Origin of the sequence: Vogesella sp. XCS3 (assembly GCF_020616155.1) — a bacterium.
Lineage (GTDB): Bacteria > Pseudomonadota > Gammaproteobacteria > Burkholderiales > Chromobacteriaceae > Vogesella.
In genome coordinates, this window is the sequence record NZ_CP085530.1 from 590,360 (window position 1) to 612,947 (window position 22,588).

The window sequence follows — 22,588 nt, forward strand, 5'->3', positions numbered from 1 at the left end:
CGTGAGTGACCACGTGGGGCCTGCCGCCAGAAGCTGGTCAGGCTCAATCCAGTTTGCCGCTCGCCCGTAGGTGCGAGGCGTAGATATTGTCCGCCGCCAGCGCGCTGCCGCTGGCCAGCGCGGCCAGCCAGTCGTCGGTGCTGGCTACGGCGGCGAAGCCGGTGTGCATCACGGTGCAGTACACGCGGTGGATTTCCTCGGCGCTGGCGCTGCCGGCGGCGTTGCGGTAGGGCAGCGCGCCGCTGGCGTCGTGCAGCAGCTCCACCCAGTAGCCGTCGTGGCTGGCGTGGATGATGGTGCTGGCGTCGCAGTTGTGCGTCATGTAGCCGCATACGGTCAGCGTGTCGATGCCGCGTTCGCGCAGCCAGGCGTCCAGCCCGGTGCCGGTAAAGCAGCTGGCGTACTGTTTATCCAGCAGCAGCTGGTACGGGCGGGCAGCTACCTCGGGGTGTAGTGCCGCGCCGTGGCTGCCGGCGGCAAAGATCGGGCTGCCGGCCGCTGCAATGTGACGTACCACCACCACCGGCACGCCGGCCAGGTTGGCCGCATCCATGGCTTGCAGGATGCGTGGCAGCGTTTGTTCGCGCGGCGGGTAGCTGATGGGCAGTTGGCCGTCGAAGTATTCGTTCTGTACGTCGATCACGATCAGGGCGCGGTGCGGGGTGCTCATGGCAGTTTCCTTGTCGGGTTGGGGTGGCACACAGTGTGCCGCGCTGGTGTTGCCGCCGTGAGTGGCCCGAATGACAATATGCGTTAGTATCGGGCCATATCGTGTGGTGGAGGTGTGGCATGGGCAGGCAGGTGGCAGTAGTGGCTTTTGACGGGATCAGCCCGTTTCATCTGGCGGTACCGTGCGCGGTGTTTGGCGAGCGCCACGGCGCGGCGCTGGGTTACCGTTTGCAGGTGTGCAGCTGGGAGGCCGGGCCGTTGGCCAGCAGTGCCGGCTTCCAGCTGCAGGCGCTGGCAGGGCTGGATGTGCTGGCGCAGGCCGACGTGGTGATCGTGCCCAGCTGGCGTAATGTGGACGAGTCGGCCGCACCGGCGCTGTTGCAGGCGCTGCGCGACGCCCACGCCCGTGGCGCGGTGGTGATGGGTTTGTGTCTGGGGGCCTACGTGTTGGCGCAGGCGGGTTTGCTGGATGGCATGACGGCTACCACGCACTGGGCCTTTGCCGACGATTTTGCCGCACGCTTTCCGGCGGTAACCGTCCTGCCCGATAGCTTGTACCTGGATGATGGCCAGGTGCTGACGTCGGCCGGCACCGCTGCGGCCATCGACTGCTGCCTGCACCTGTTGCGCTGTCAGTGCGGTGCGGCGGCGGCAGGGCAGGTGGCGCGTTACCTGGTGACGCCGCCGCACCGCCAGGGAGGCCAGGCGCAGTACATTGCCCAGCCACTGCCGGCGAATGCCCGTGACGATCGCCTAAGCGGCCTGCTGGACGCGGTGCGCGCCAGCCTGGTGCAGCCGCATACGCTGGATAGCCTTGCAGCGCGGGCGCTGATGAGCCGGCGTACCTTTACCCGGCATTTTCGCCAGCTAACCGGCAGTACGGTGCAGCAGTGGTTGCTGGCCGAGCGCCTGGCGCGGGCGCAGCAGCTGCTGGAAAGCACGGTGTTGACTGTGGAGGCCATCGCGCAGCAGGCCGGTTTTGGCAGTGCGCTGTCACTCAGGCAGCACTTTCGCCGCCGTTTCGGTGTGTCGCCCAGTGACTGGCGCCGCAGCTTTGCCGGCTAGGCGGGCTGCGTTGCTGCCGGTGCGACCTGGTTTGGCCGCAAGTGCGGCCATGCAGGCTCACGGCTGTGCCTGGCACACCTCTTCCTGGCCTTGCCATTCCCACACCACGGTGGCTTCGCCGTGGTGTTCCCATAGCCAGCTGTTACGCCCCGCGTAGCGGGCACCGCTAGCGGCCGGCTGCTGGTACATCAGCTCGCTGCGGTCGCCGCGTTCGGCTATCAGTGTGGCGGGTTCGGTGCCGTAGAAACGTACCTGCATCTCGTTGGCCGCATTGGCACCGCATTGGTAGCGCACCACGGCTTGCGCCGGTAGCAGCTGGTAACGCGCCTGCAGCTCGGCAATGCGCAGCGTGTAGCTGTCGCGTACACAAGCCGCCAGGTCGCCGGCTTTCCAGCAGTCATTGCGCCCTTTTACCCAGCCGCGCTGCTCGGCTTTCAGGGTGACCTGTTGCGGCTGGCCGGTTTTGGCTAGCGCGCTGCGGTAGGTACTGGCTAGCTGGCGGTCCAGCTTGGCAAGTTGCGGGGTTTGGCATACCAGGCGTTCGGCGCTGCTGCCGGCCTGGCGGCAGGGGAAGGACGGGCTTTGCGCCAGTGCTAGCACGGGCAGGCAAGATAGCGTGGTGATGAGCAGCTTTTTCATGTTCGGTTCGCCAAGAGGGTGATTTATGGTCTGTTTATGCAAAAAGTTGGCGTTTTATTATCGAAAAGATATTTAACTTTTTGGCATGACTGTGGTCTTATAGAAATTGACCATTTTATGGCGTGTCATCGTGTCTGCTTCGGGTTGCAGCAGGGCGCGCCTGGCAAGGAAACAAGCATGAACGCAGCCAAGCGTATCAAGAAAAGAATGGATGAGGGTGGGCAGTGCAAGCAATTGGCAGTGCTCAAACAGCTGGCATTGGCGCTGGAGCTGAAGCTGCCGTTTGATGTGGCAGGGTTGGCCGCGCTGGATGCCGCCCATTTTGAACTGGCGCAGCATTTACTGGCCGATTGGCACGGCGAGCAGCATATCGATGCCCGTGGTCGGCTGATCGAGCGCCTGCTGGCAGAAAACCCGGCGCTGATGCGCCCGGCGAGCGGGCGCCGCCCGGGCAGCCGCAGCCAGGCAGTGGTGGCGGCGCCTGCAACGGTGACTCAGTCCAGGTAGTCGTGCATGCGCTGCTGGTACAGCTTGTCACGCAGGGTGCCGACCTGGCGCCAAAGGCAGCTGGCTAGCACCGGATTGCGCGCGGCATAGCTGCGCGAAAAGATCAGATAATACGGTTTGGCGACAAGCGGCGGCTGCAGCTTTACCAGGTTCAGGCCATCGTGGCGGGACAGGTAGCTGTCACCCAGCGGTTCGTGCGTGGCGTAAGCGTCGATGCGGCCAGCCTGCAGTTTCATGAAATTCTGCTCTACGCTGCTTACCGGCTCGGCCGGTATGCCCAGCCGTTCCAGATCGAGGTTGATCGACCAGCCCAGATTGGTACCCACCTTGCGAGTCAGCCCCTGCAGCGTATTGCCATCCCATAGCAGCCGGTGCCCCTGGCGGGCGTACAGCACATAGCTCAAGGTAGCTAGCCGCTGCGCCTCGTTTGGCTTGCCGTTTTGTAGCGGGTAGGCGGCGTAGGCGGCGCGTTCGGCGGTGTAAGACAACATGCCGGCGGCGTCCAGGTCGCCACTTTCCAGCTCTTTCAGCATGCGGGTGCCAGGCAGCAGCTTGATGCGCATCGATACGTCACAGTTGGCCGCGGCCCGCTGCAACAGCTCCACCGCGACGCCTGGCCGGGTGGCGGGTAGCGTGGCGTCGCCTAGCTTATAGGGCGGCGTTGCCTGATCGCCCAGGCCCAGTAGCAGGCTGCCAGCGGCTAGGCTGCAGGCACTGGCCAGGCACATCAGGGATAGCAGGGCTCTCAAGGTTTGCCTCCGTTAAAGCGTTTCAATATAAGACAGTTATGTTGCAGCGACATGGCAATGGCAAGCCGCTGGCTGTTCAACTGTCCGCTTTAGCCGTGGCCAAGGTGTCGCCAGCCCCTGGCGGCAGGCGGCGAAACTGTAGTGTGGAGAGCATGGCCAGCGCGCCCATGATGGCAAACGACCACGAAAAATCGCTCAGCTGCAGCGTAGCGTGCCCCTGTAGCGCCGACACACCCTGCAGCGCAAAAGCCGCCAGCGTTACCCCCATGCCGGAAGCCAGCTGTTGGCCCACGCTGGACAGCGTAGAGGCGTGGCTCATGTCCTGCTGGCGGATGTCGGCAAACGCCAGCGCGTTCAGGCTGGTGAACTGTAGCGAGCGCAGGCAGCCGCCCAAGAGGAAGGTGGCCAGCATCAGCCAGTGCGGGCTGCTGGCGTCAAACAGGCCGTAGGCGGCAAACGACACACCGCACAGCACGCTATTGACGATGACGATGCGGCGAAAGCCAAAGCGCTGCAGCACACGCGGCATCAGCGTTTTCATGAAAATGGCGCCCACGGCGGTGCTGCAGGTCAATAAACCGGACTCGAACGGCGTCATGCCCAGCCCCAGCTGTAGCATCAGCGGCAGCAAGAACGGGGTAGAACCCATGCCGGCACGAAACAGGAAGCCGCCCAGCACGCTGGCGTGAAACGTAGGGGTGCGCAGCAGGCTCAGGCGCAGCAGCGGGTGCGGGTGGTGCCGTTCGTGGCGCGGGTACAGCGCCAGCAATAGCAGCCCGCTAAGCGCCAGGCTGCTGGACCACGCCACCGACAGCATGTGTTTGCCTTCGGTTGCCAGCCCCAGCATGGCCAGCGACAGCCCCAGGCCGGTGAGCAGAAAGCCGGTTTTATCCAGTGGCGGGTTGGCCGCATCGCGCAGGTTGGCAATGTGCCGCCCGGCCAGCACCAGCCCCAGCGCGGCAATCGGCAGGTTGATCAGGAAAATCCAGCGCCAGTGAAAATAGGTGCTGATAAAGCCACCCAGTAGCGGCCCCAGCACCGGCCCCAGCAGCGCCGGTATGGTGACGTAGCTCATGGCGCGTACCAGGTCTTGCTTGGCTGTGCTGCGCAGAATCACCAGCCGGCCTACCGGCACCATCATCGCCCCGCCCATACCCTGCACGAAGCGCGCCGCCACAAAGCCCGTCAGGCTGCTGCTGAACGCACAGAGTAGCGAGCCCAGGGCAAACACCGCGATGGCGGCGCGGAACACGCGGCGGGTGCCGTAGCGGTCTGCCATCCAGCCGCTAATGGGGATGAACACCGCCAGGCTCACCAGGTAAGACGTTAGCGCCAGCTTCAGCGCAATCGGGTCCACGCCCAGGTCTTGCGCAATGGCCGGCAGCGAGGTGGAGATCACCGTGGCGTCCAGGTTTTCCATGAACAGCGCGGTGGCGATAATCAGCGGTGTGATCAGGTGGCGTGGCAGGGCAGGCAGCATGGCAGTGGCACAACGCAGAGGCAGGCCGGCACTGTAGCAGATCGTGCCCTGCTGTGGCGCCGGCCGGGGCGGAACATTCTGTTTCTGCGGCCAACCCGGCCACGCGCGCTGTCCCGCTTACAGCATCATGCCGCCAGACACCTCGATACGCTGCGCATTCACCCAGCGGCTGCCGTCGGATAGCAAGGCGGCAATGGCGCCGCCGATATCGTCGGCCTCGCCGACGCGGCCCAGCGCGGTCTGGCTGGCCACAAACCGGTTCAGCTCCGGATTGTCGCGCACGCTGCCGTTGCCAAAATCGGTGGCAATGGCACCGGGCGCTACCGTATTGACGGCAATGCCGCGCGCACCCAGCTCTTTGGCCAGGTAGCGCGTCATCACCTCGATGCCGCCCTTCATCATGGCGTAAGCGGCAAAACCGGGCAGGGCAAAGCGGGCCAGGCCGCTGGACAGGTTGACGATGCGCCCGCCGTCGGCCAGCAGGGGCAGCAGCGCCTGGGTCAGGAAGAACGGGCCTTTCAGATGAATCTGCATCAACTGGTCGAACTGTGCTTCGCTGGTGTCGGCAAAGGCAGCATGGATGCCGATGCCGGCATTGTTCACCAGAAAATCAAACTGCGAGCGGCCGAACTGCTGTGGCAGCACCTCGGCCACGCGGGCGGCAAAGGCGGCAAAGTCCTGGCTACGGCCAACGTCCAGCGGCAGCGCCACGGCCTGTGCGCCGCTGGCGCGTACCGCCGCTAGCACTTCGTCGGCGGCGGCGCGGTTTTGCTGGTAGGTCAGGATGAGGTCGCAACCCTGGGCGGCCAGTGCCAGGGCGGTGTGTTTACCTAGGCCACGGCTGCCGCCGGTGATGAGAGCAATCTTGCGCATGTGAAGCTCCACGTGTGGTTGGGACAGCGCGGTGCTGTCATGCGTTGCAGTCTATTGTCACCATTCATCCAGATAAACGTTGCTTTATCGATTAGACTGTCCGTAATTTACGGATAGTAGGGGCGGCCATGGAGCAGCTGGATTGCATGCGGGTGTTTTTACGGGTGGCCGAGCTGGGCAGCTTTGTGCGGGCAGCAGAAAGCCTGGGCCTGCCGCGCACCACGGTGTCGGAGGCCGTACAGCGGCTGGAAGCCAAACTGGGCACGCGGCTGCTGCAGCGGACCACGCGCCGCGTGCAGCTTACCCAGGATGGTCTGCTGTACAGCGAGCGTTGCCGCGACTTACTGGCCGATTTCGACGAGCTGGGCAGCTTGTTCCAGGGTAGTGAGGCCGCGCTGGCCGGCCGGCTGCGGGTGGATATGTCCAGCGGCATTGCCCGCCACATGGTGCTGCCGCAGCTGCCAGCGTTTCTGGCGGCGCACCCTGGCATTGTGCTGGAGCTATCCAGTACCGACCGGCGGGTGGACTTGGTGCGCGAGGGTTTCGACTGCGTGGTACGCGTTGGTACCGTGGGGGACGACAGCCTGGTGTGCCGGCCACTGGGTTGCCTGCCGCAGGCCAATTGCGCCAGCCCGGCTTACCTGCAGCAGTATGGTTGGCCGCAGCAGCTTGCCGATCTGGCCAGCCATAGGCTGGTGCATTACGTAGCGCAGCTGGGCAGCCGTCCGGCGGGCTTCGAATACCGCGATGCCGCTGGCCAGCGTTGCCTGCAGCCGGTGGTGGGGCAGTTGCACGTGAATAGTGCCGACGCTTACCTGGCGGCCTGCCTGGCCGGCATGGGCATCATCCAGGTGCCGCGTTCGGCAGTGGCGGGTCTGCTGGCCAACGGCAGCTTGTGCGAGGTGCTGCCGCAGTGGCAGGCGCCACCCATGGCGGTGAACCTGTTGTACCCCACACGCCGCCATCAGCCGCCACGGGTGCAGCGCTTCATGCAATGGCTGGATGGTGTCATCCGGCCGCAGCTGGTGCCGCTAGACGGCAGTGCCTGAGAGCACGGCACACAGCAAAACGCCCTGCGGGCATGGGCCGGCAGGGCGTGGCTGGGAGGCTTGGCTGCGCTTACAGCGCTTCCAGCGCCAGCAGCTCTTCCACCGTCTGGCGGCGGCGGATCAGGCGGTCGCTGTCGCCGTCTACCAGCACTTCGGCGATCAGCGGGCGGCTGTTGTAGTTGCTGGACATCGACGCGCCGTAGGCGCCGGTATCGTGGAAGACCAGCAAGTCGCCTACGTTGGCCGCCGGCAGGCTGCGCGGCAGTACCACGCCGCCGTCGCCCTGGGTGAATACGTCGCCTGATTCACACAGCGGGCCGGCTACCACGCTGGGTTTTTCCTCACGCAGCACGCCGTCTTGCGGTACCACGGTGATGTGGTGGTAGCTGCCGTACATCGACGGGCGCATCAGTTCGTTGAAGCCGGCGTCCACCAGCACGAAGTGGTTGCGGCCAACGTCCTTTGTGGCGCGTACTTCGGCCAGCAGGTTGCCCGATTCGGCCACCAGGTAACGGCCCGGCTCGATTTCCAGCGCCAGCGGGTGGCCCAGCAGCGCGGCGGCCTGGTGACGGGCGGTGTCCCACAGGCCAAAGTAATGCGCGGTATCCACGGTGGCGTCGCCGTCGCGGTAGGGGATGGACAGGCCGCCGCCGGCAGAGATGGCGTGCAGGTCGTGGCCGGCGTCTTTCACCAGGCGTACCAGATTCACCATGGCACCGCACACTTCTTGCAGGTGGCCGTAATCCACACCGGAGCCGATGTGCATGTGCAGGCCCACCAGCTGCAGGCCGTGCTGGCGGATCACCGCCAGTGCCGCCGGCAGGTCGCTATGCCAGATGCCGTGCTTGCTGTGCTCGCCGCCGGTGTTGGTCTTGTTGCTGTGGCCGTGGCCAAAGCCGGGGTTGATGCGCAGCCACACGCGGTGACCGGGGTGGGCGGCGCCCAGCTGGTGCAGCATGTCGATGGAGCCGGCGTTTACCGGAATGTTGTGCTCCACCACCAGCGCCAGCGTGTCGCGGTCGATCAGGTCGGCGGTAAACACAATGCCGGACGGCTCGCCCTGGGCGTCGTAGCCGGCGGCCAGCGCGCGCAGGATTTCGCCACGCGATACCGCGTCTACCTTTACGCCCTGTTCGCGCATCAGGCGCAGGATGTGGGTGTTGCTGCAGGCCTTTTGTGCAAAGCGGATGGTGTCGAAGGCGGCCAGCTCGGCAATGCGCTGGCGAATGGTGGCGGCGTCGTACGTCCACAGCGGGGTGCCGTAGCGGGCGGCCAGGCCGGCCAGGCGGGAAGTGTCGGGTGTTTGCATCGCTTTGTCCTGTTATATGTGCCGTCTTGCGGCGTGTTGCCCTGCATCATGCCCGCTGTGGCGTATTCGGTAAAATGCTATTATTTTCACAATCCATTCAATTTTGATATGAGGTGAGTGTGGAGATCAGTCACCGCCACATCGAAGTCTTTCGCGCCATCATGCTCAGCGGCAGTGTTACCGGTGCCGCTGCGCTGCTGCGTACTTCGCAGCCCACCGTCAGCCGCGAGCTGGCACGGCTGGAGCAGCTGCTGGGCTACGCGCTGTTCCAGCGTGACAAGGGGCGCTTGCAAGCCACCGCCCGTGCGCTGGCGCTGTACGACGAGGTGCAGCGCGCCTACGTCGGCCTGCAGCGGGTAAGCGACGCTGCGGCCAACCTGGCGCGGCTGGACCAGGCGCAGCTGGCGCTGGTGTGCCTGCCGGCGTTTGCCCATGCGCTGCTGCCGGCAGTGTGCCGCCGTTTGCACGCGGTGGCGGGTCAAGCGCGGGTGGCGATTACGCCGCAGGAATCGCCGTTGCTGGAAGAGTGGCTCAGCGCGCAGCGCTTCGACCTGGGCCTCACCGAGCACAGCGAGGCGCCGCCCGGCACCCGCTTGCAAGCGGTGCTGGAGGCCGACGAGCTGTGCGTGCTGCCCGAGGGTCACCCCTTATTGGCGCATAGTGTGCTGACGCCGCAGCATTTTGCCGGCCAGCCCTTTGTCAGCTTGTCGCCGGACGACCGCTACCGCCGCCTGCTGGACGCGGTGTTCGAGCAGGCCGGCGTCAGCCGCCAGCTGCTGTGGGAAACGCACAGCGCGGTGTCGGTGTGTGCGCTGGTGCGCGAAGGGCTGGGCGTGGCCATCGTCAACCCGCTTACCGCGCTGGCGATGGCTGGCCACGGTTTGCAGCTGCGCCGCTTTGCGGTGTCGGTACCGTACCGCGTCAGCCTGGTGCAGCCGCTGTATCGCCCGGCGTCGCCGTTGAGCGCCACGTTTATCGATATGCTGCAGCAGGAGGCGGCCAACCTGCAGCAAAGCTTGGCCGCGCTGTAGCGGCCAGGTCAGGTTGGCGGGCAAAGTGCCGGTGTTGCTGTGTCCGATCAATCAGGGTTGTGTTGCGTAAGTTGCTGAATTGCCGTTGTTTATTCGTACAAGGTAAGCTCCGTTTGGGCTGTGGGCAGGCTTTGTCATCCACCTCATGTTGGCCGCACTGTTGCGGCCAACCCTTACCATGCGGCGGTATGCCGCCAGCGGGAGACCCCATGCGCAAGATCGTCATTGCCCCCGATTCATTCAAGGAAACCCTCAGCGCCCGTCAGGTAGCCGACATCATCGCCGCTGCGCTGGCGCCGCATCTGCCGCATACCGAGCTGCATACCGTGCCGGTGGCCGACGGCGGTGAAGGTACGCTGGACGCGCTGTTGGCCGCCACCGCCGGCCGCTATCACTATCTGGACGTACGCGGCCCGCTGGGCACACCGGTGCAGGCGGCGTGGGGCATGCTGGGCGATGGCGAAACGGCAGTGGTGGAGATGGCCGCCGCCAGCGGCATTGCGCTGGTGCCGCGTGAACAGCGCGACCCGCTACGCGCCTGCAGCTACGGCACCGGCCAGCTTGTCCGCGCCGCGCTGGACCACGGCGCGCGGCGGCTGATTCTGGCCATCGGCGGCTCGGCCACTAACGACGGCGGCGCCGGCATGTTGGCCGCACTGGGGGCAAGGCTGCTGGACGCCTCCGGTGAGCCGCTACCGCCTGGCGGTGCGGCGCTGGTGAAGCTGGCCACGCTGGACCTGGCCGGGCTGGACGCACGGCTGGCGCAGTGCCGTATCGATATTGCCTGCGACGTGCGCAACCCCTTGCTGGGCGAGCACGGCGCCAGCGCGGTATTCGGCCCGCAAAAGGGCGCCACGCCGGCCATGGTGGCGCAGCTGGACGCCGCGCTGGCGCATTACGCTGCCGTGCTGCACGCCGCTACTGGCTGCGATGCGGCCAACTTGCCGGGTAGCGGTGCCGCCGGCGGCATGGGCGCGGCCGCTCTGGCGGTGCTGGGCGGGCGTATGCAGGCCGGCATCGAACTGGTACTGGACGCGGCAGGGTTGGCCGCCGCCGTGCAGGGCGCCGACCTGGTGATTACCGGCGAAGGCCGGCTGGACGGGCAGAGCGCCTTTGGCAAGACACCAGTGGGCGTGGCCACGCTGGCGGCGCGCTACGGCGTCCCCACCATTGCCATCGGCGGCAGTCTGGGGGACGGCGTAGAAACGCTGCAGCAGCATCACATCCGTGCCGTGTTTGCCTGCGTGGACCGCATTACCACGCTGGACGCGGCGCTGGGCAACGCCGCGGCCAACCTGTCACGCGTGGCCGGCAATGTGGGTGCGCTGCTGGCGCTTGGGTCGGGCGTAGTGCGCTAGGCACGGCTTGCTGGCCGGTCAGGCAGGTGGGTGTAGGCGGTGCTTGCCGTTCGGGTGGGCATTTGTCATAGTCTGCATATCGAAATAATGCCGGTATTTGATATGTTCCGCCCACTGCAAAAAGCCGCCATGACGCTATTGGGGCGGCTTAAGTACTTTCGTATGCCGCCGGTGATTGTGTTCGACCCGTCTACCTATCGCGTCAAAGGGGGCGAGGTGCGCGAGCTGCTGGGGGTGCTGCAGCCGGGTGACATTCTGCTGCGTGCCTACGATGGTTACCTGGACAGCTGGTTTATCCGTAGCAGCTGGCCGCTAGGTACCGGCCAGCGCCGCAAGGGCCGCTTTACCCACGCCGCGCTCTACGTTGGCCGCCTCGGCCCGCAAGACCGCGAGCGCGCCGCCGCCGACATCAGCGGCTACGCCTGGGATAAAGACCGGCGCATCCCGCCCGAGCAGCTGCCGCAGCACCGTAAAGCCATGCGCGAGCACTTTTTTGATAAAGCCCTGCCGCCGCGTAGCGACGGGAGCTTGCCGGATAACGCCATGGTGATCCACGCCATGGCCGAAGGCGTGCAGATGGAAGACATCCTCAGCTTCTGCCGCTGCGACTACCTGCAGGTACTACGCCTGCCCGATACCTTCCAGGGTGTGCCGCACACCGATGTCGCACCGGTTTTTGCACTGCAGCAGGGTAGCGCCGAACAGCGCCTCGCCAGCCAGCTGCTGGCCGACCAGTGCCTGCAACGCGAAGACGCCACCCGGCTGGCCTGTGCCGCTGCACTGGGCAAGCTGGGCGCCGAGTACGACTTTGCCTGCAACGACGTCAAGGCGTTCCAGAGCTTTAGCTGCGCCGAGCTGGTGTTTTATTGCTATCGCGGCGTAGCGCAGTGGCTGGATATGCGCCCGCGCCTGCACGGCTTTCTGGGCCTGTGGCCACGCCGCGTAACGGTGACGCCGGACGACTTTACCGACACGCGGCTGGAAACCGTGTGGCAAAGCCGGTCGCTGCACGGCAAGACTTAGGCGATGGCGGCGGGGCGTTGCGTGGGTGAGAAGGCAGGGAGGGTCAAGGCCAGCAGGCCGTTCCCAGCAAGTAGGGTGGGCTAAGGCCGGTAGGCCGTGCCCACCATATTGTCGAGACGAATGGGTGGGTACGCTGCGCTTTGCCCACTCTACGTGCTGAATGAAATAAAACCCGACGTTCACCGCGTTTGCAAGGGTGCTGGGCCGCTACAGCGAGGCCGGCAAACAAGGTGGCGTGCGGCCAACATGCCGTGCCCGCCGCGCCGGCAGGGCTGCGGCCGGCTTACAGTAGTGCTGTGCCGTCCACGTCGCCATCCACACCGGCCAGCGGGCCGAGTAGCTGCTGTTGCTGGTAGTGGTGGCACCAGCTCAGATAGTCGTCTATCGGCATGGGTTTGCTGTAGTAGTAGCCCTGCCCGATATCGCAGCCTAGCAGCCACAGCTGCTGCATGGTTTCCTGGTCTTCTATGCCTTCTGCTACCACCATCAGGCCCAGGTGGTGGGCCAGGTCGATGGTGGATTCCACAATGGCCATATTGCCGCGGTCGTCTACCAGCTTGCTGATGAAGCGCTGGTCGATCTTGAGCTCCTGCACCGGCAGGTGTTTCAGATAGCCCAGCGAGGAAAAGCCGGTGCCGTAGTCGTCGATGGCCAGGCGTACGCCCAGCGCCACGATTTCGTGCAGGATGGCCATGCCTTTTTCCGGCGAGCTCAGCATCAGGCTTTCGGTGACTTCCAGCCGCACCAGGGCGGGGTTGATGCCGGTTTCCTGCAGCAGCTGGCGCAGCATGGGCAACAGCTCGGTATCAAACAGGCTGCGTACCGACAGGTTTACCGATACGGCCACGCCGGGGAAGTCGGCTTGCCATAGTGCGCACTGGTGCAGCGCCTCGCGTATGGTCCAGCGGGTAAGCGGTTTGATCAGGCCGGAGCTTTCGGCGATGGGGATGAATTCCAGCGGCGAGATGAAGCCTTCTTCTGGGTCGAACCAGCGCGCCAGCGCTTCGGCGGCCACCAGTTTGCCGGTGCGGATATTGATCAGTGGCTGAAAGTGCTGCGTCAGCTGGTTTTGCGCCATGGCGTCGCGCAGCCGGCCAAAGCGGTAGTGGTAGCGTATAAAGGCTTCGTCCTGGCTGGCGTCGTACATGGTGGCCGATTGCCCGTGCTGCAGTGCCTGCAGCATGGATTGTTCGGCTTTGTGCAGCAGCTCTTCCGCGCTGGCGCCGTGCCGCGGGTACACGGCGATGCCGGCGGTGTAGTCGATGTGTACCGGGAAGCCGCGAATTTCAAAGTCCAGATTGTAGCTGCCCACCATCTGGGTGGTTTTTTCCAGGTCGAACTGCGGCTTGCGCATGTGGAAGATCACCAGCAGCTCTTCGCGGGCGATGCGCGCCAGCATGCCGCCTTCACCCAGCAGCTGTTGCAGGGTGCCGGTAATGGCTTGCATCAGTTCGTTGGTGGCATCGCTGCCGATGATGTTGCTGATTTCCGGCAGCCGCGACAGCCGCATGGCAATCACCAGCAAGCCACCGTGCCGCGATTGCGCCTGGCGGATTTCATCCTGCAGCAGCGGCAGGATGCGGGTGCGGTTGGGCAGCTTGGTTACCGGGTCGTGCAGGGCCAGAAACTGCAGCTGGTCCAGGTAGTGCTGGGCGGTGGCGGTATTGGCCAGCACGCCTTCGTGCAGCTTTTCCTGAAAGCGGCTACGCAGCAGGTTAAAGCAGGCGGCAATCACCGATACAAACAGCAGCGACGACAGATAGTGCGGGATCTGTACCGGGTCGTAAGGGTAGGCCAGTGCCGTGCCGCGCAGCGCCAGCAGCAGTACGCCTACTTCTAGCAGGAACAGGCCGCTCCACAGCCAGCCTTTGCGCTGGCCTTTGATGAAAAAGGCCATGAACGGGAAGCTGTACGCCCAAAACAGGCCGGTGCCGCCCACGCCACCCACCACCACCAGTGCGCCAAATACCACGACGCCACATAGCATCAGCAGGTTTTCTGCCCAGCGCAGGTGTTGGCCGCGTCGCGCCAGGCGGATGGCTGGCAGCAAGAGCAGTAGGGCGCTGGCGGCTTCTATTGCGCCCAGCAGCGGGTAGGGGGCCAGCAGGGTATTGAACAGGGAAAACAGCAGGGCAACGACAAAGCCAATGGGGGCAATGGTCAGGACATTATCCCTGCGTTCCTGCTGGCCCAGGATTTCCTTGCTGCCCTGGCCCAGCAGGCTGGAGACAAAGCGCCACGGTTTGGGTGCGTGTTGATTGGGTGTCTTGGGCATGGCGTACTTGGCGTTCGGTGTCGTAGCGGTATGAGTTGTGCGTAATTTTCTCATGCCATCAGGCAGGTGTCTGTTTTATAGACATGGTTGTTCATGATAATCGCATTTCTGTGCCGCATCAGCATCGACGATAGGGTGTCAATTCGATATTGGCGACATATCCTTTAGACTAGTACCTACACTACCCACTTATCGATTCCGGAATGTGCCTCATGCTGCGCACTGCATTGCTTCTGTTTTGCCTATGGTTTGCTGCCCCGGTTTGGGCCATGTCTGTGGCTTTTATCAATCCGGGTTATGCCAATGGAACCTATTGGTTCACCGCTAGCCGCAGCATGCAGGCGGCAGCGGAAGATCTGGGTATCAGCTTGCGTATCGAGTATGCGTCGCGCAATTACAAGCTGGCGCTGGAGCATACCCGTACCCTGGCGGGCTTGCCGCCAGCGCAGCGGCCGGACTATGTGATTCTGAGCAATGAGTTTGGTACGGCTGCCGAGATGGTCAAGCTGCTCAGTGACGCCGGTATCAAGACCTTTCTGGCTTTTAGCGGGCGTGGCTCGGGCGCGGCAGGAGCAGAGCTTGGCAAGCCGCGGCAGCAGTTTCCCCTGTGGCTGGGCTCGCTGGAGCCACGTGCCAGCGATGCCGGCTACCTGACCGGCCAGGCGCTGATCGCGCAGGCACGTCGCGCGGGTGTGCCACGCATTCATGGCAAGATGCCCATGCTGGTAATAGGCGGGGATCGCAGCACGCCCACATCCGTGTTCCGTCTGCAGGGTTTGTACCAGGCCGTGCGCGAAGCCGGTGACGTGATCGTGGTGCAGGAAGTGATGGCCGCCTGGGACCGCCAGCGTGCGGCGCGTCAGGCTAGCTGGCTATACCGCCGCCATCCGCAGGCGCGCATGGTGTGGGCCGGCAGCGATCAGATGGCCATGGGGGCCATGGCCCAGTGGCGGGCGCGTGGCGGCCAGCCGGGCAAAGACGCCTTTTTTAGCGGCATCAATACCTCGCCAGAAGCGTTGCAGAGCCTGAGTGATGGCAGCATGACGACGCTGGCGGGCGGCCATTTCGTCACCGGTGCCTGGGCGCTGGTGATGTTGTACGACTATGAGCACGGCAAAGACTTTGCCAGCGAGGGGCTGGAGCTGCAGCGCCCGCTGTTTGTCCGCTTTGATGCCGCCCTGGCGCAGCGCTATCTGAAGGCTTACAGCGATGCCGATTTCAGCCGGGTGGACTTCGCCAGCTACAGCAAGGTGAAGAACCCCGCCATCCAGCGCTACCGTTTCAGCTTCCAGGCCTTGTTGCCCTAGGCCGCCCGGCCGCCAGCCAGTGTGGCGGGCGGCCATCGCAAGGTGCTTTGCCTGGCTTAGTTTTGCCTGTCGCTAAAATGACACGCCATCCATTGTTGTATCTCTTCCACAAATAGCCTGACCTTCAGCGCATTGCGCCGTGCAGCCGGGTATACCGCGTAAACATGCTCGCGCCCGAAACTCTCGCCCGTGCAGTGGTAGTCGGCAAAGACCTGCTGCAGTTTCCCGGCCCTAATATGGTGCAGTGCACTCCAGCGCGGGCAGGGCAAGATGCCCTGGCCAGCGCAGGCGGCATCCAGTAGCAGATCAAAATTATCCGAGCGGATACGCCCTTGTGGTTCTACCCGCAGGCTGTGGCCATCGCGGGTAAAAAACCAGGCCGGGTTCAGTAGCGGGTGGCGGTACACCAGGCAGCGGTGTTGTGCCAGATCTGCCGGGCTGTGCAGTGGTGGCGCACTGGCCAGATAGGCGGGGGAGGCGCACACCATCACGCGGTTATCGCCTATTACCTTGGCAATTTGCCCTGGCAGGTCATGGTGGCCCAGGCGTAGCGCCAGGTCGTAGTTCTCGGCCACCAGGTCTACGTAACGATCTGCCAGGCTGATATCCAGCTCCACTTCGGGGTAACGCTGCATGAAAGCCGGGCAAAAGCCAGACAGCACGGCACGGCCAAACGACAGCGGTGCGGTAATGCGCAGCACGCCGCGCGGCTCGCCGTCCAGCTCGCGCAAGCGCTGGCCTACCCGCCCCAGCTGCTGCATGGCCTCGCTGGCGGTTTCCAGATAGATGCGGCCGGCTTCGGTGAGCGCAACTTGCCGTGTGCTGCGCGTCAGTAGCCGTGTGCCGAGTGACGCCTCCAGCGCGTTGAGCGCCTTGGTCATGGCCGACGGGCTCTTGCCCAGTTTTAGTGCGGCGCGCGACATACTGCCGGTTTCTGCTACCGCAATAAACGCCTGTATCGCCTGAAAGGTATCCATCAGTTTTTCCATCCGGGAAAAAAAGAACTGCCTGCTTCGTACTTTATCCTGCCTCGCACTTGCGCTCATGATGTTTTTACCGCGGCACGCATTGTGCGCACCACACTAGGGAGAGTGTCATGAAAACCACATTGAAAGCCCTTGCTATCTGTACTGCAGCTGCCTGTATGCCGCAGCTGGCACAGGCGGCAGGCACCTTGAACATCTACAACTGGGGCGAGTACTTTGCCCCCGGTACTATTGCCGGATTCGAAAAAGAAACCGGCATCAAGGTACGGCTGGACGTGTACGACAGTAACGAGGTGCTGCAAACCAAATTGCTGGCGGGCGGGAGTGGCTACGACCTGGTGTTTCCGTCGAATGACTTTCTGACCAGGCAGATCCAGAGCGGCGTGTACCAGAAGCTGGATAAGCGCAAGCTGAGCAACCTGAAAAACCTGGACCCGGCTTTTGTGCCCAAGGTAGATAGCGTGGACCCTGGCATGCAGTACAGCGTGCCGTATATGTGGGGCACCACCGCCATCGGCTACAACGTGGACAAGGTGAAAAAAGCACTGGGCGGCCAACTGCCGGCCAATAGTTACGACCTGCTGTTCAAGCCCGAGGTACTGGCCAAGCTGCAAGGCTGCAACGTGGCCTATAACGACGCCGGCAGCGTGATGTTGCCCATGGCCATGCGCTACCTGGGGCTGGACCCGAACAGCACCAGCGCCAAAGACTACGACGCCGCCTACGCCGTGCTGGCCAAGGCCCGCCCGTACGTGAAGCGCCTGATCGCCACCCCGGTGATGAATGATCTGGCCAACGGCGAGGTGTGCGTCAGCACCGGTTACTCCGGCGCTGTGCTGGTAGCCAAACTGCGCGCCAGGCAAAACAAGAACGGCCAGAACATCGCCTACACCATTCCGCAGCAGGGCGCGCCGATGTGGTTTGACAGCATGGTGATCCCCAAGGACGCCAGGAACGTCGACAACGCCCACCTGTTCATCAATTACCTGCTGCGCCCTGACGTCATCGCCAATATCAGCAACGCCGTGATGTACCCCAGCCCCAACGCGCAGGCGGCCAAGCTGATGAGCCACGACCTCACCGGCGACCCGATGATCTACCCCGACGCCGCGCGCATGAAAAGCTTCTGGGTACAGCGCCCGCTGGAGCCTGCCGTGCAGCGCATCCAGACCCGGCTGTGGCAGAAATTCAAGACCGGCCGCTAGGAGCAGACCATGACCACCGCCACCGGTTTTCTCTACGATGCACTGTTTCTGCAACATAGCGCCGGCCGCCAGACCTACCACGGTGTAAATGGCGCGGCCGACGCCGGCCCCGAGTTCGACTGCCCCGAGCGCCTGGCCTACACCAAGGCGTTGCTGGACGCCACCGGCATGACGGCGCGGCTGCAACCGCTGGCCTACCAGCCGGCCGACGACGCCACGCTGCTGCGGGTGCACACCCCGGCCTACCTGGCGCAACTGGCGGCCAACTGTGCCGCTGCGGATGGCGATGGCGTCGAGCTAGGCCCCGATGCCCGCGGCGGCCCCGCCACCGAACGCATTGCCCGCGCCGCCGCCGGTGCGGCCTGCGCTGCCGTGGATGCGGTGCTACAAGGCCAGGTTAGCCGCGCCTACGCGCTGATCCGCCCGTCCGGCCACCACGCCGGGCCCGACTACGCGATGGGCTACTGCTACTACAACAACGTGGCGGTAGCGGCGCGCCACGCCCAGGCCCGTTACGGCCTGCAGCGCATCGCCATCATCGACTGGGACGTGCACCACGGTAACGGCACCCAGCACGTGTTCGAGGCCGACCCGCACGTGCTGTTCTGCTCGCTGCACGAGGAAGGCAATTACCCGCTAGAAGGCGGCTGCGAAGTGGATCAGGGGCAGGGCGCGGGTGCCGGTTACACGGTGAATATCCCGCTACCGGCCGGCAGTGGCTATGCCGCCTACGCGCTGGCGTTCGAGCAGGTACTGCTGCCGGTGCTGCAACGCTTCCGCCCCGAGCTGATCCTGGTATCGGCCGGGCAGGACGCCAACGCTTACGACCCGCTGGGCCGCATGCGCCTCACCCGCCCCGGCTACCGCGCGCTGGCGGCCAGCCTTACCGCTGCGGCGGGTGAGCTGTGCCAGGGGCGCATCGTGATGCTGCAGGAAGGCGGCTACAGCCTGCCGTATCTGCCGATTGCCACCCTGGGCGTGATCGAGGGCCTAAGCGGCCAACAGGTGGATTTTGACGACCCGCACTGGGTGCCGGACCGGCCGCTAACCAGCACCGAAGCCGCCGCCGTGGCGCGCGCCCGCGCCGCCCAGCGCCAATACTGGGCACTGCAAGGAGAGCAAGATGCGTAAGGTAACCGTGGCCGCCACCCAGATGGCCTGTAGCTGGGACCGTGCGGCCAACCTGGACCGCGCCGAAGCCCTGGTGCGCGCTGCGGCGGCGCAAGGGGCGCAGGTGATCCTGCTGCAAGAGCTGTTTGAAACCCCGTACTTCTGCATCGACCAGCGCCACCACCACAACGCGCTGGCGGCGCCGTTCGACGGCCACCCGTGGCTGGGGCGCTTTGCCGCACTGGCGCGCGAGCTGCAAGTGGTGCTGCCGGTGAGCTTTTTCGAGCAGGCGGGCAATACCCAGTTCAACAGCCTGGCCATGATCGACGCCGACGGCAGCGTGCTGGGCCACTACCGCAAGATGCACATACCGGACGGCCCCGGTTACAGCGAGAAGTTCTACTTCGCGCCCGGCGACCTGGGCTTCAAGGTGTGGGACACCCGCTACGGCCGGCTGGGCGTGGGCATCTGTTGGGACCAGTGGTTCCCCGAAACCGCGCGCAGCATGGCGCTGATGGGCGCCGAAGTATTGCTGTTCCCCACCGCCATCGGCAGCGAACCGCACGACCCGGCCATCCAGTCGCTGCGCCACTGGCAAAACACCCAGCGCGGCCACGCCGCGGCCAACGTGATGCCGCTGCTGGCCAGCAACCGTGTTGGCACCGAGCACGGCGAGGCCGGCACGCATATCACCTTCTATGGCGGGTCGTTCATCGCCGGCGAAGATGGCGAGCTGCGCGCCGAAGCCGGTAGCGAGGATGGCACCATCCTTACCGCCACCTTCGACCTGGACGCGCTGGCGGCCAAGCGCCGCGCCTGGGGCGTGTTCCGCGACCGCCGCGTCGAGCACTACGGCGCGCTGTTGCAATACGCTGTTTGACCTCGCCACCCCGGCCCCGTGTTGCCTGTTTACCGGGTGGCGCGGGGCGTTTTCATGCTGCCGGTTGGCAGGCGCTAGCGGCGCCTGCTGGCTGGCGCTGACGGTGTGCCAGCCACACAAAGCCGGCGCCCAGCAGCGATAGCGCCATCATCACCACCAGCAGCGCGTCCGGTGGCCAGCGCAGCAGCGCCATGCCGGCCAGTACCGGACTGATGGCGCCGCCGGCCTGGGCCAGGTTTTGCGCGCCGTAGTAGCTGCCGCGCAGGTGCTCCGGCGCGATGGCGTCGATGTACAGATATTCGGCTGGTACCAGCAGGATCTCGCCCAGCGTGAACACCACCATCCAGCCCACCCACGCCCACAGGCTGTCGCTGAGCGCGCAGCCGGCCAGCCCGGCCGCCAGCAACAGCGACGAGGCCATGATCCAGCGCAGCAGTGTGTGTGGCCGCAGCAGCTTGCCCAGCGGGTACTGCAGCAGCACCACGGTGAGCGAGTTGGTGGTAATCAGCACCGACATCCAGCGCAGCACCTCGGCGTCGCTGCGCGTTTGCAGCAGGTACAGCGCCAGGTAGTCGGAAAAGCGCGCCTGCACCACGCAGGCCAGCAGGCTGCCGATGGTAAACAGGATCAGTGTGCGGTCGCGGCGCAGCAGCTGCAGTGTGGCGGCAAAGTCCGGCGCCGGTGCGGCGGACGCTGCGGCCAACCTGCCGGTGGGCAAACCGCGCAGTAGCGGCAGGCAGGCCAGCACCAGTGCTGCCGCCAGCCAGAACGCCAGCGCCGGGCGGCTGGCGGCTACCAGGCTGGCCAGCAGCGGCCCGGTGGCGTAGCCCACATTGGCCAGCGTGTAGCGCAGCGAAAAAGCGCGGCTGCGCTCGGCGGGTGGCAGCAGCGCCGCCAGTAGCGCCTTCAGCGTAATGCCGAACAGCACCAGCGCGCTTTCGGTGAGCAGCAGCGCGCCGGCAGCGGCCAGTGGCTGGCGGCAGAACGGCAGCAGCGCAAAGCCCGCCGCCATCAGCAGTAGCGCCGATAGCAGCAGCCGGCGCGGCGCCAGCCGGTCGACCAGATAGCCGGCGTACAGGCTGCCCAGCGTGGCCAGCAACAGCACGCCGCCCAGTAGCAGGCCGATATCGCGCGGGCCCAGCGCCAGCTGGCGGCCCAGGGTCAGTACCAGCAGCGGGGACACCAGCGCACGCGCCACCGACAGGCCAAAGCCGCACGCCAGCAGGCGGCGCACGGTTGCTGGAAAAGCCATGATGCAGCTCCTTATGGATGATGGCCTCAGTGTGCAAGCAAAAGGTGAAGTCAAAAACGGAAGCTTGCCGCATAATTTGCTTCCCCTTTTGCGAGTACCTCCGTCATGCGCCTGCACGAGCAATACCGGCTGCTGCAACAGCACTACGGCGAACAGCCGGTCAGCCCAGGCGTGGCCGAGCTGGCGGCGCTACTGGCGTGCAGCCCGCGCAATGTGCGCTTGCAGCTGGCCAAGATGCAGCAGCAGGGCTGGCTGGCGTGGCAGCCGGGGCGCGGCCGCGGCCACCGCTCGATATTGCAGTGCCTGCAACCGCCGCAAGACCTGCAATGGCAGCGCACCCACCGCCTGCTGCAGCGTGGCGAGCTGGAGCAAGCCTTTGCCAGCCTGCCGCCCGATGGTCGCAGCCAGCTGATGGCGCAGCTGCCGGCCTACCTGGGCGCCAGCGCCAACCGCCGCCAGCTGCGCATCCCCATTCACCGCTCGTTGGCCACGCTGGACCCGCTGCACGTCACCAGCCGGCTGGAAGCGCACCTGGTGCGCCAGGTGTTCGACCGGCTGTGCAGTTTCGATATTGCTACCCAAACACTGCAGCCGGCGCTGGCGCACAGCTGGCAGGCCGATGCCAGCGCGCAAAGCTGGCGTTTCTGGCTGCGCCCCGGCGTGCAGTTTCACGACGGCAGCCCGCTGGACGCGTGGGCGGTGGCGGCCAGCGTGCAGCGCCTGCACGAGCAAGCCGGGCCATGGATGCAGCAGTACCACGGCCTGCGCGCCATCCGCGTGCACGACGCGCTGTCGCTGAGCTTTGATCTGGCTGACACCGACTGGCTGTGGCCGCAACGGCTGACCACGGCCAATGCGTCCATCGTGCCGGTACGCCGTGGCGACGAGTTTGCCCAGCTGCCGGTGGGCAGCGGCCCGTTCCGCGTGACAAGGCATAGCCCGCAGCGCCTCAGCCTGGAGGCCAACCCGCGCTATTACCGCGAGCGCCCCTTGCTGGACGGCATCGACCTGTGGGTGCTGGCGGCGCCGGCTGGTGCCGACTTCCACCTGCGGCTGGACCAGCCGGTTAGTGGGCGCAGCCAGCCGCTGCAGTCGGCGTGTACCTATCTGCTGGCCAACACGCGGCGGCCGTGGTGCCGCGACGACGCCCGCCGCCGCGCCTTGCTGCACTGGCTGTCGCAGCCGCCGCTAGTGACGCCGGATGACCCCTTGCGTGTACCGGCCAGCGGCCTGCTGCCGGACTGGTGCCAGCCTGGCGTACTGCCAGCTGAGGCGCCGCTGCCGGCAGGGCAAGTGTTGACGCTGGTGACCTACGAGCTGGCCAGCTTCCAGCCGCTGGCGCAGGCCATTGCCGACAGGTTGGCCGCAGCCGGTATCGGCTTGCGCATCCGCACGCTGGACTACCCGCGCTACGAGCGTTTCGACGACTGGTGGGACGACACCGACCTGGTGCTGAGCAGCGAGGTGCTGCACGACGACCGCGACTACAGCTGTTACGAGTGGCTGGGTGGCAACCCGCTGCTCCGGGCGGCGCTGGGCGAGGGTGGGGCAGCGCGCATGGCGGCGGCGCTACAGGCGGTGCAGGCCACGCCGGCGCGTGAGGCGCGCATGCTGGCCTACCAGCGCATTGCCGACTGGCTCGTAGCCGAAGGCTGGCTGTTGCCGCTATCGCACGAGCGGCAAGGCGTGGCGGCCAGCCCCCGGGTAGGCGGGCTGGCGCTGGGGCTGAACGGCTGGATGGATTTTGCCAGCCTGTGGCTGCGCGACGACGACGGCTAAGCCGACTGCGGCCAACCCTGCGCTGGCAAGGTTGGCCGCAGC

The 22,588-nt window shown here is 65.3% G+C and carries 20 protein-coding genes; 11 read left to right on the forward strand and 9 right to left on the reverse strand.

What is annotated here, in order from left to right; all coding sequences use genetic code 11:
- Positions 1-43 precede the first annotated feature (43 nt).
- Positions 44-670, reverse strand: coding sequence for a cysteine hydrolase family protein (locus tag LCH97_RS02615; RefSeq protein WP_227303244.1), 627 nt, complete (start codon positions 668-670; stop codon positions 44-46).
- Positions 671-789: 119 nt separating this feature from the next.
- Between LCH97_RS02615 and LCH97_RS02620 the strand changes: the two genes are divergently transcribed.
- Complete coding sequence (locus LCH97_RS02620; RefSeq protein WP_227303245.1) at positions 790-1,734, forward strand: helix-turn-helix domain-containing protein; 945 nt, start codon at positions 790-792, stop codon at positions 1,732-1,734.
- Positions 1,735-1,791: 57 nt separating this feature from the next.
- Here LCH97_RS02620 and LCH97_RS02625 read toward each other — a convergent pair whose 3' ends face one another.
- Entirely contained in the window at positions 1,792-2,373 is a 582-nt protein-coding gene (locus tag LCH97_RS02625) for an MliC family protein (RefSeq protein ID WP_227303246.1), read from the reverse strand.
- A gap of 177 nt (positions 2,374-2,550) precedes the next feature.
- Between LCH97_RS02625 and LCH97_RS02630 the strand changes: the two genes are divergently transcribed.
- Positions 2,551-2,880, forward strand: a complete 330-nt coding sequence (locus LCH97_RS02630) for a hypothetical protein (RefSeq protein ID WP_227303247.1) — start codon at positions 2,551-2,553, stop codon at positions 2,878-2,880.
- On the opposite strand, the gene LCH97_RS02635 is transcribed toward LCH97_RS02630, so the two are convergent.
- From LCH97_RS02635 to LCH97_RS02645, 3 genes are all read right to left on the reverse strand, one after another.
- On the reverse strand, positions 2,868-3,629 hold the full coding sequence (locus LCH97_RS02635) for an ABC transporter substrate-binding protein (protein ID WP_227303248.1): 762 nt from the start codon (positions 3,627-3,629) through the stop codon (positions 2,868-2,870). The two genes, LCH97_RS02630 and LCH97_RS02635, sit on opposite strands and share 13 nt — an antisense overlap.
- Positions 3,630-3,705: 76 nt before the next feature.
- Positions 3,706-5,109 carry an MFS transporter gene (locus LCH97_RS02640; protein ID WP_227303249.1) on the reverse strand — a complete coding sequence of 468 codons (1,404 nt, stop codon included), beginning with the start codon at positions 5,107-5,109 and terminating at the stop codon, positions 3,706-3,708.
- A 117-nt stretch (positions 5,110-5,226) separates the two neighbouring features.
- Entirely contained in the window at positions 5,227-5,982 is a 756-nt protein-coding gene (locus LCH97_RS02645) for an SDR family NAD(P)-dependent oxidoreductase (protein WP_227303250.1), read from the reverse strand.
- 128 nt (positions 5,983-6,110) lie between these two features.
- Here LCH97_RS02645 and LCH97_RS02650 point away from each other — a divergent pair, with 128 nt between their 5' ends.
- Entirely contained in the window at positions 6,111-7,031 is a 921-nt protein-coding gene (locus LCH97_RS02650) for a LysR family transcriptional regulator (protein WP_227303251.1), read from the forward strand.
- A 70-nt stretch (positions 7,032-7,101) separates the two neighbouring features.
- Here the strand turns inward: LCH97_RS02650 and lysA are convergent, their stop codons facing one another.
- Positions 7,102-8,340 (reverse strand): diaminopimelate decarboxylase, encoded by a 1,239-nt coding sequence (gene lysA, locus LCH97_RS02655; protein WP_227303252.1) that lies wholly within the window; start codon positions 8,338-8,340, stop codon positions 7,102-7,104.
- A gap of 119 nt (positions 8,341-8,459) precedes the next feature.
- Between lysA and LCH97_RS02660 the strand changes: the two genes are divergently transcribed.
- From LCH97_RS02660 to LCH97_RS02670, 3 genes are all read left to right on the forward strand, one after another.
- Positions 8,460-9,371, forward strand: coding sequence for a LysR family transcriptional regulator (locus LCH97_RS02660; RefSeq protein WP_227303253.1), 912 nt, complete (start codon positions 8,460-8,462; stop codon positions 9,369-9,371).
- A gap of 209 nt (positions 9,372-9,580) precedes the next feature.
- The gene (locus LCH97_RS02665; protein WP_227303254.1) at positions 9,581-10,729 is read left to right on the forward strand and encodes a glycerate kinase; all 1,149 of its coding nucleotides are present in this window, start codon (positions 9,581-9,583) and stop codon (positions 10,727-10,729) included.
- 102 nt (positions 10,730-10,831) lie between these two features.
- Complete coding sequence (locus LCH97_RS02670) at positions 10,832-11,752, forward strand: hypothetical protein (RefSeq protein WP_227303255.1); 921 nt, start codon at positions 10,832-10,834, stop codon at positions 11,750-11,752.
- A gap of 283 nt (positions 11,753-12,035) precedes the next feature.
- Here the strand turns inward: LCH97_RS02670 and LCH97_RS02675 are convergent, their stop codons facing one another.
- Positions 12,036-14,027: a bifunctional diguanylate cyclase/phosphodiesterase gene (locus tag LCH97_RS02675; RefSeq protein WP_227303256.1), complete on the reverse strand. Its 1,992-nt coding sequence runs from the start codon at positions 14,025-14,027 to the stop codon at positions 12,036-12,038.
- Positions 14,028-14,296: 269 nt separating this feature from the next.
- Here LCH97_RS02675 and LCH97_RS02680 point away from each other — a divergent pair, with 269 nt between their 5' ends.
- Entirely contained in the window at positions 14,297-15,334 is a 1,038-nt protein-coding gene (locus LCH97_RS02680; RefSeq protein WP_227303257.1) for an ABC transporter substrate-binding protein, read from the forward strand.
- A 56-nt stretch (positions 15,335-15,390) separates the two neighbouring features.
- On the opposite strand, the gene LCH97_RS02685 is transcribed toward LCH97_RS02680, so the two are convergent.
- Positions 15,391-16,311, reverse strand: a complete 921-nt coding sequence (locus LCH97_RS02685; RefSeq protein ID WP_227303258.1) for a LysR family transcriptional regulator — start codon at positions 16,309-16,311, stop codon at positions 15,391-15,393.
- A gap of 119 nt (positions 16,312-16,430) precedes the next feature.
- Here LCH97_RS02685 and LCH97_RS02690 point away from each other — a divergent pair, with 119 nt between their 5' ends.
- Genes LCH97_RS02690 through aguB form a run of 3 tightly spaced genes read left to right on the forward strand, consistent with a single transcriptional unit; the run spans position 16,431 to position 19,515 of the window.
- Positions 16,431-17,525 (forward strand): polyamine ABC transporter substrate-binding protein, encoded by a 1,095-nt coding sequence (locus LCH97_RS02690; protein WP_227303259.1) that lies wholly within the window; start codon positions 16,431-16,433, stop codon positions 17,523-17,525.
- Between the two features lie 9 nt (positions 17,526-17,534).
- A complete protein-coding gene (locus tag LCH97_RS02695) occupies positions 17,535-18,656 on the forward strand; it encodes a class II histone deacetylase (protein WP_227303260.1) in 1,122 nt (373 codons plus the stop codon).
- Positions 18,649-19,515 carry an N-carbamoylputrescine amidase gene (gene aguB, locus LCH97_RS02700; RefSeq protein WP_227303261.1) on the forward strand — a complete coding sequence of 289 codons (867 nt, stop codon included), beginning with the start codon at positions 18,649-18,651 and terminating at the stop codon, positions 19,513-19,515. Before LCH97_RS02695 ends, aguB begins: the two co-directional genes overlap by 8 nt.
- A 52-nt stretch (positions 19,516-19,567) precedes the next feature.
- Here aguB and LCH97_RS02705 read toward each other — a convergent pair whose 3' ends face one another.
- A complete protein-coding gene (locus LCH97_RS02705; RefSeq protein WP_227303262.1) occupies positions 19,568-20,767 on the reverse strand; it encodes an MFS transporter in 1,200 nt (399 codons plus the stop codon).
- 105 nt (positions 20,768-20,872) lie between these two features.
- On the opposite strand from LCH97_RS02705, the gene LCH97_RS02710 reads away from it, so the two are divergent.
- Positions 20,873-22,546, forward strand: coding sequence for an ABC transporter substrate-binding protein (locus tag LCH97_RS02710; protein WP_227303263.1), 1,674 nt, complete (start codon positions 20,873-20,875; stop codon positions 22,544-22,546).
- The last annotated feature ends 42 nt before the right edge of the window (positions 22,547-22,588 follow it).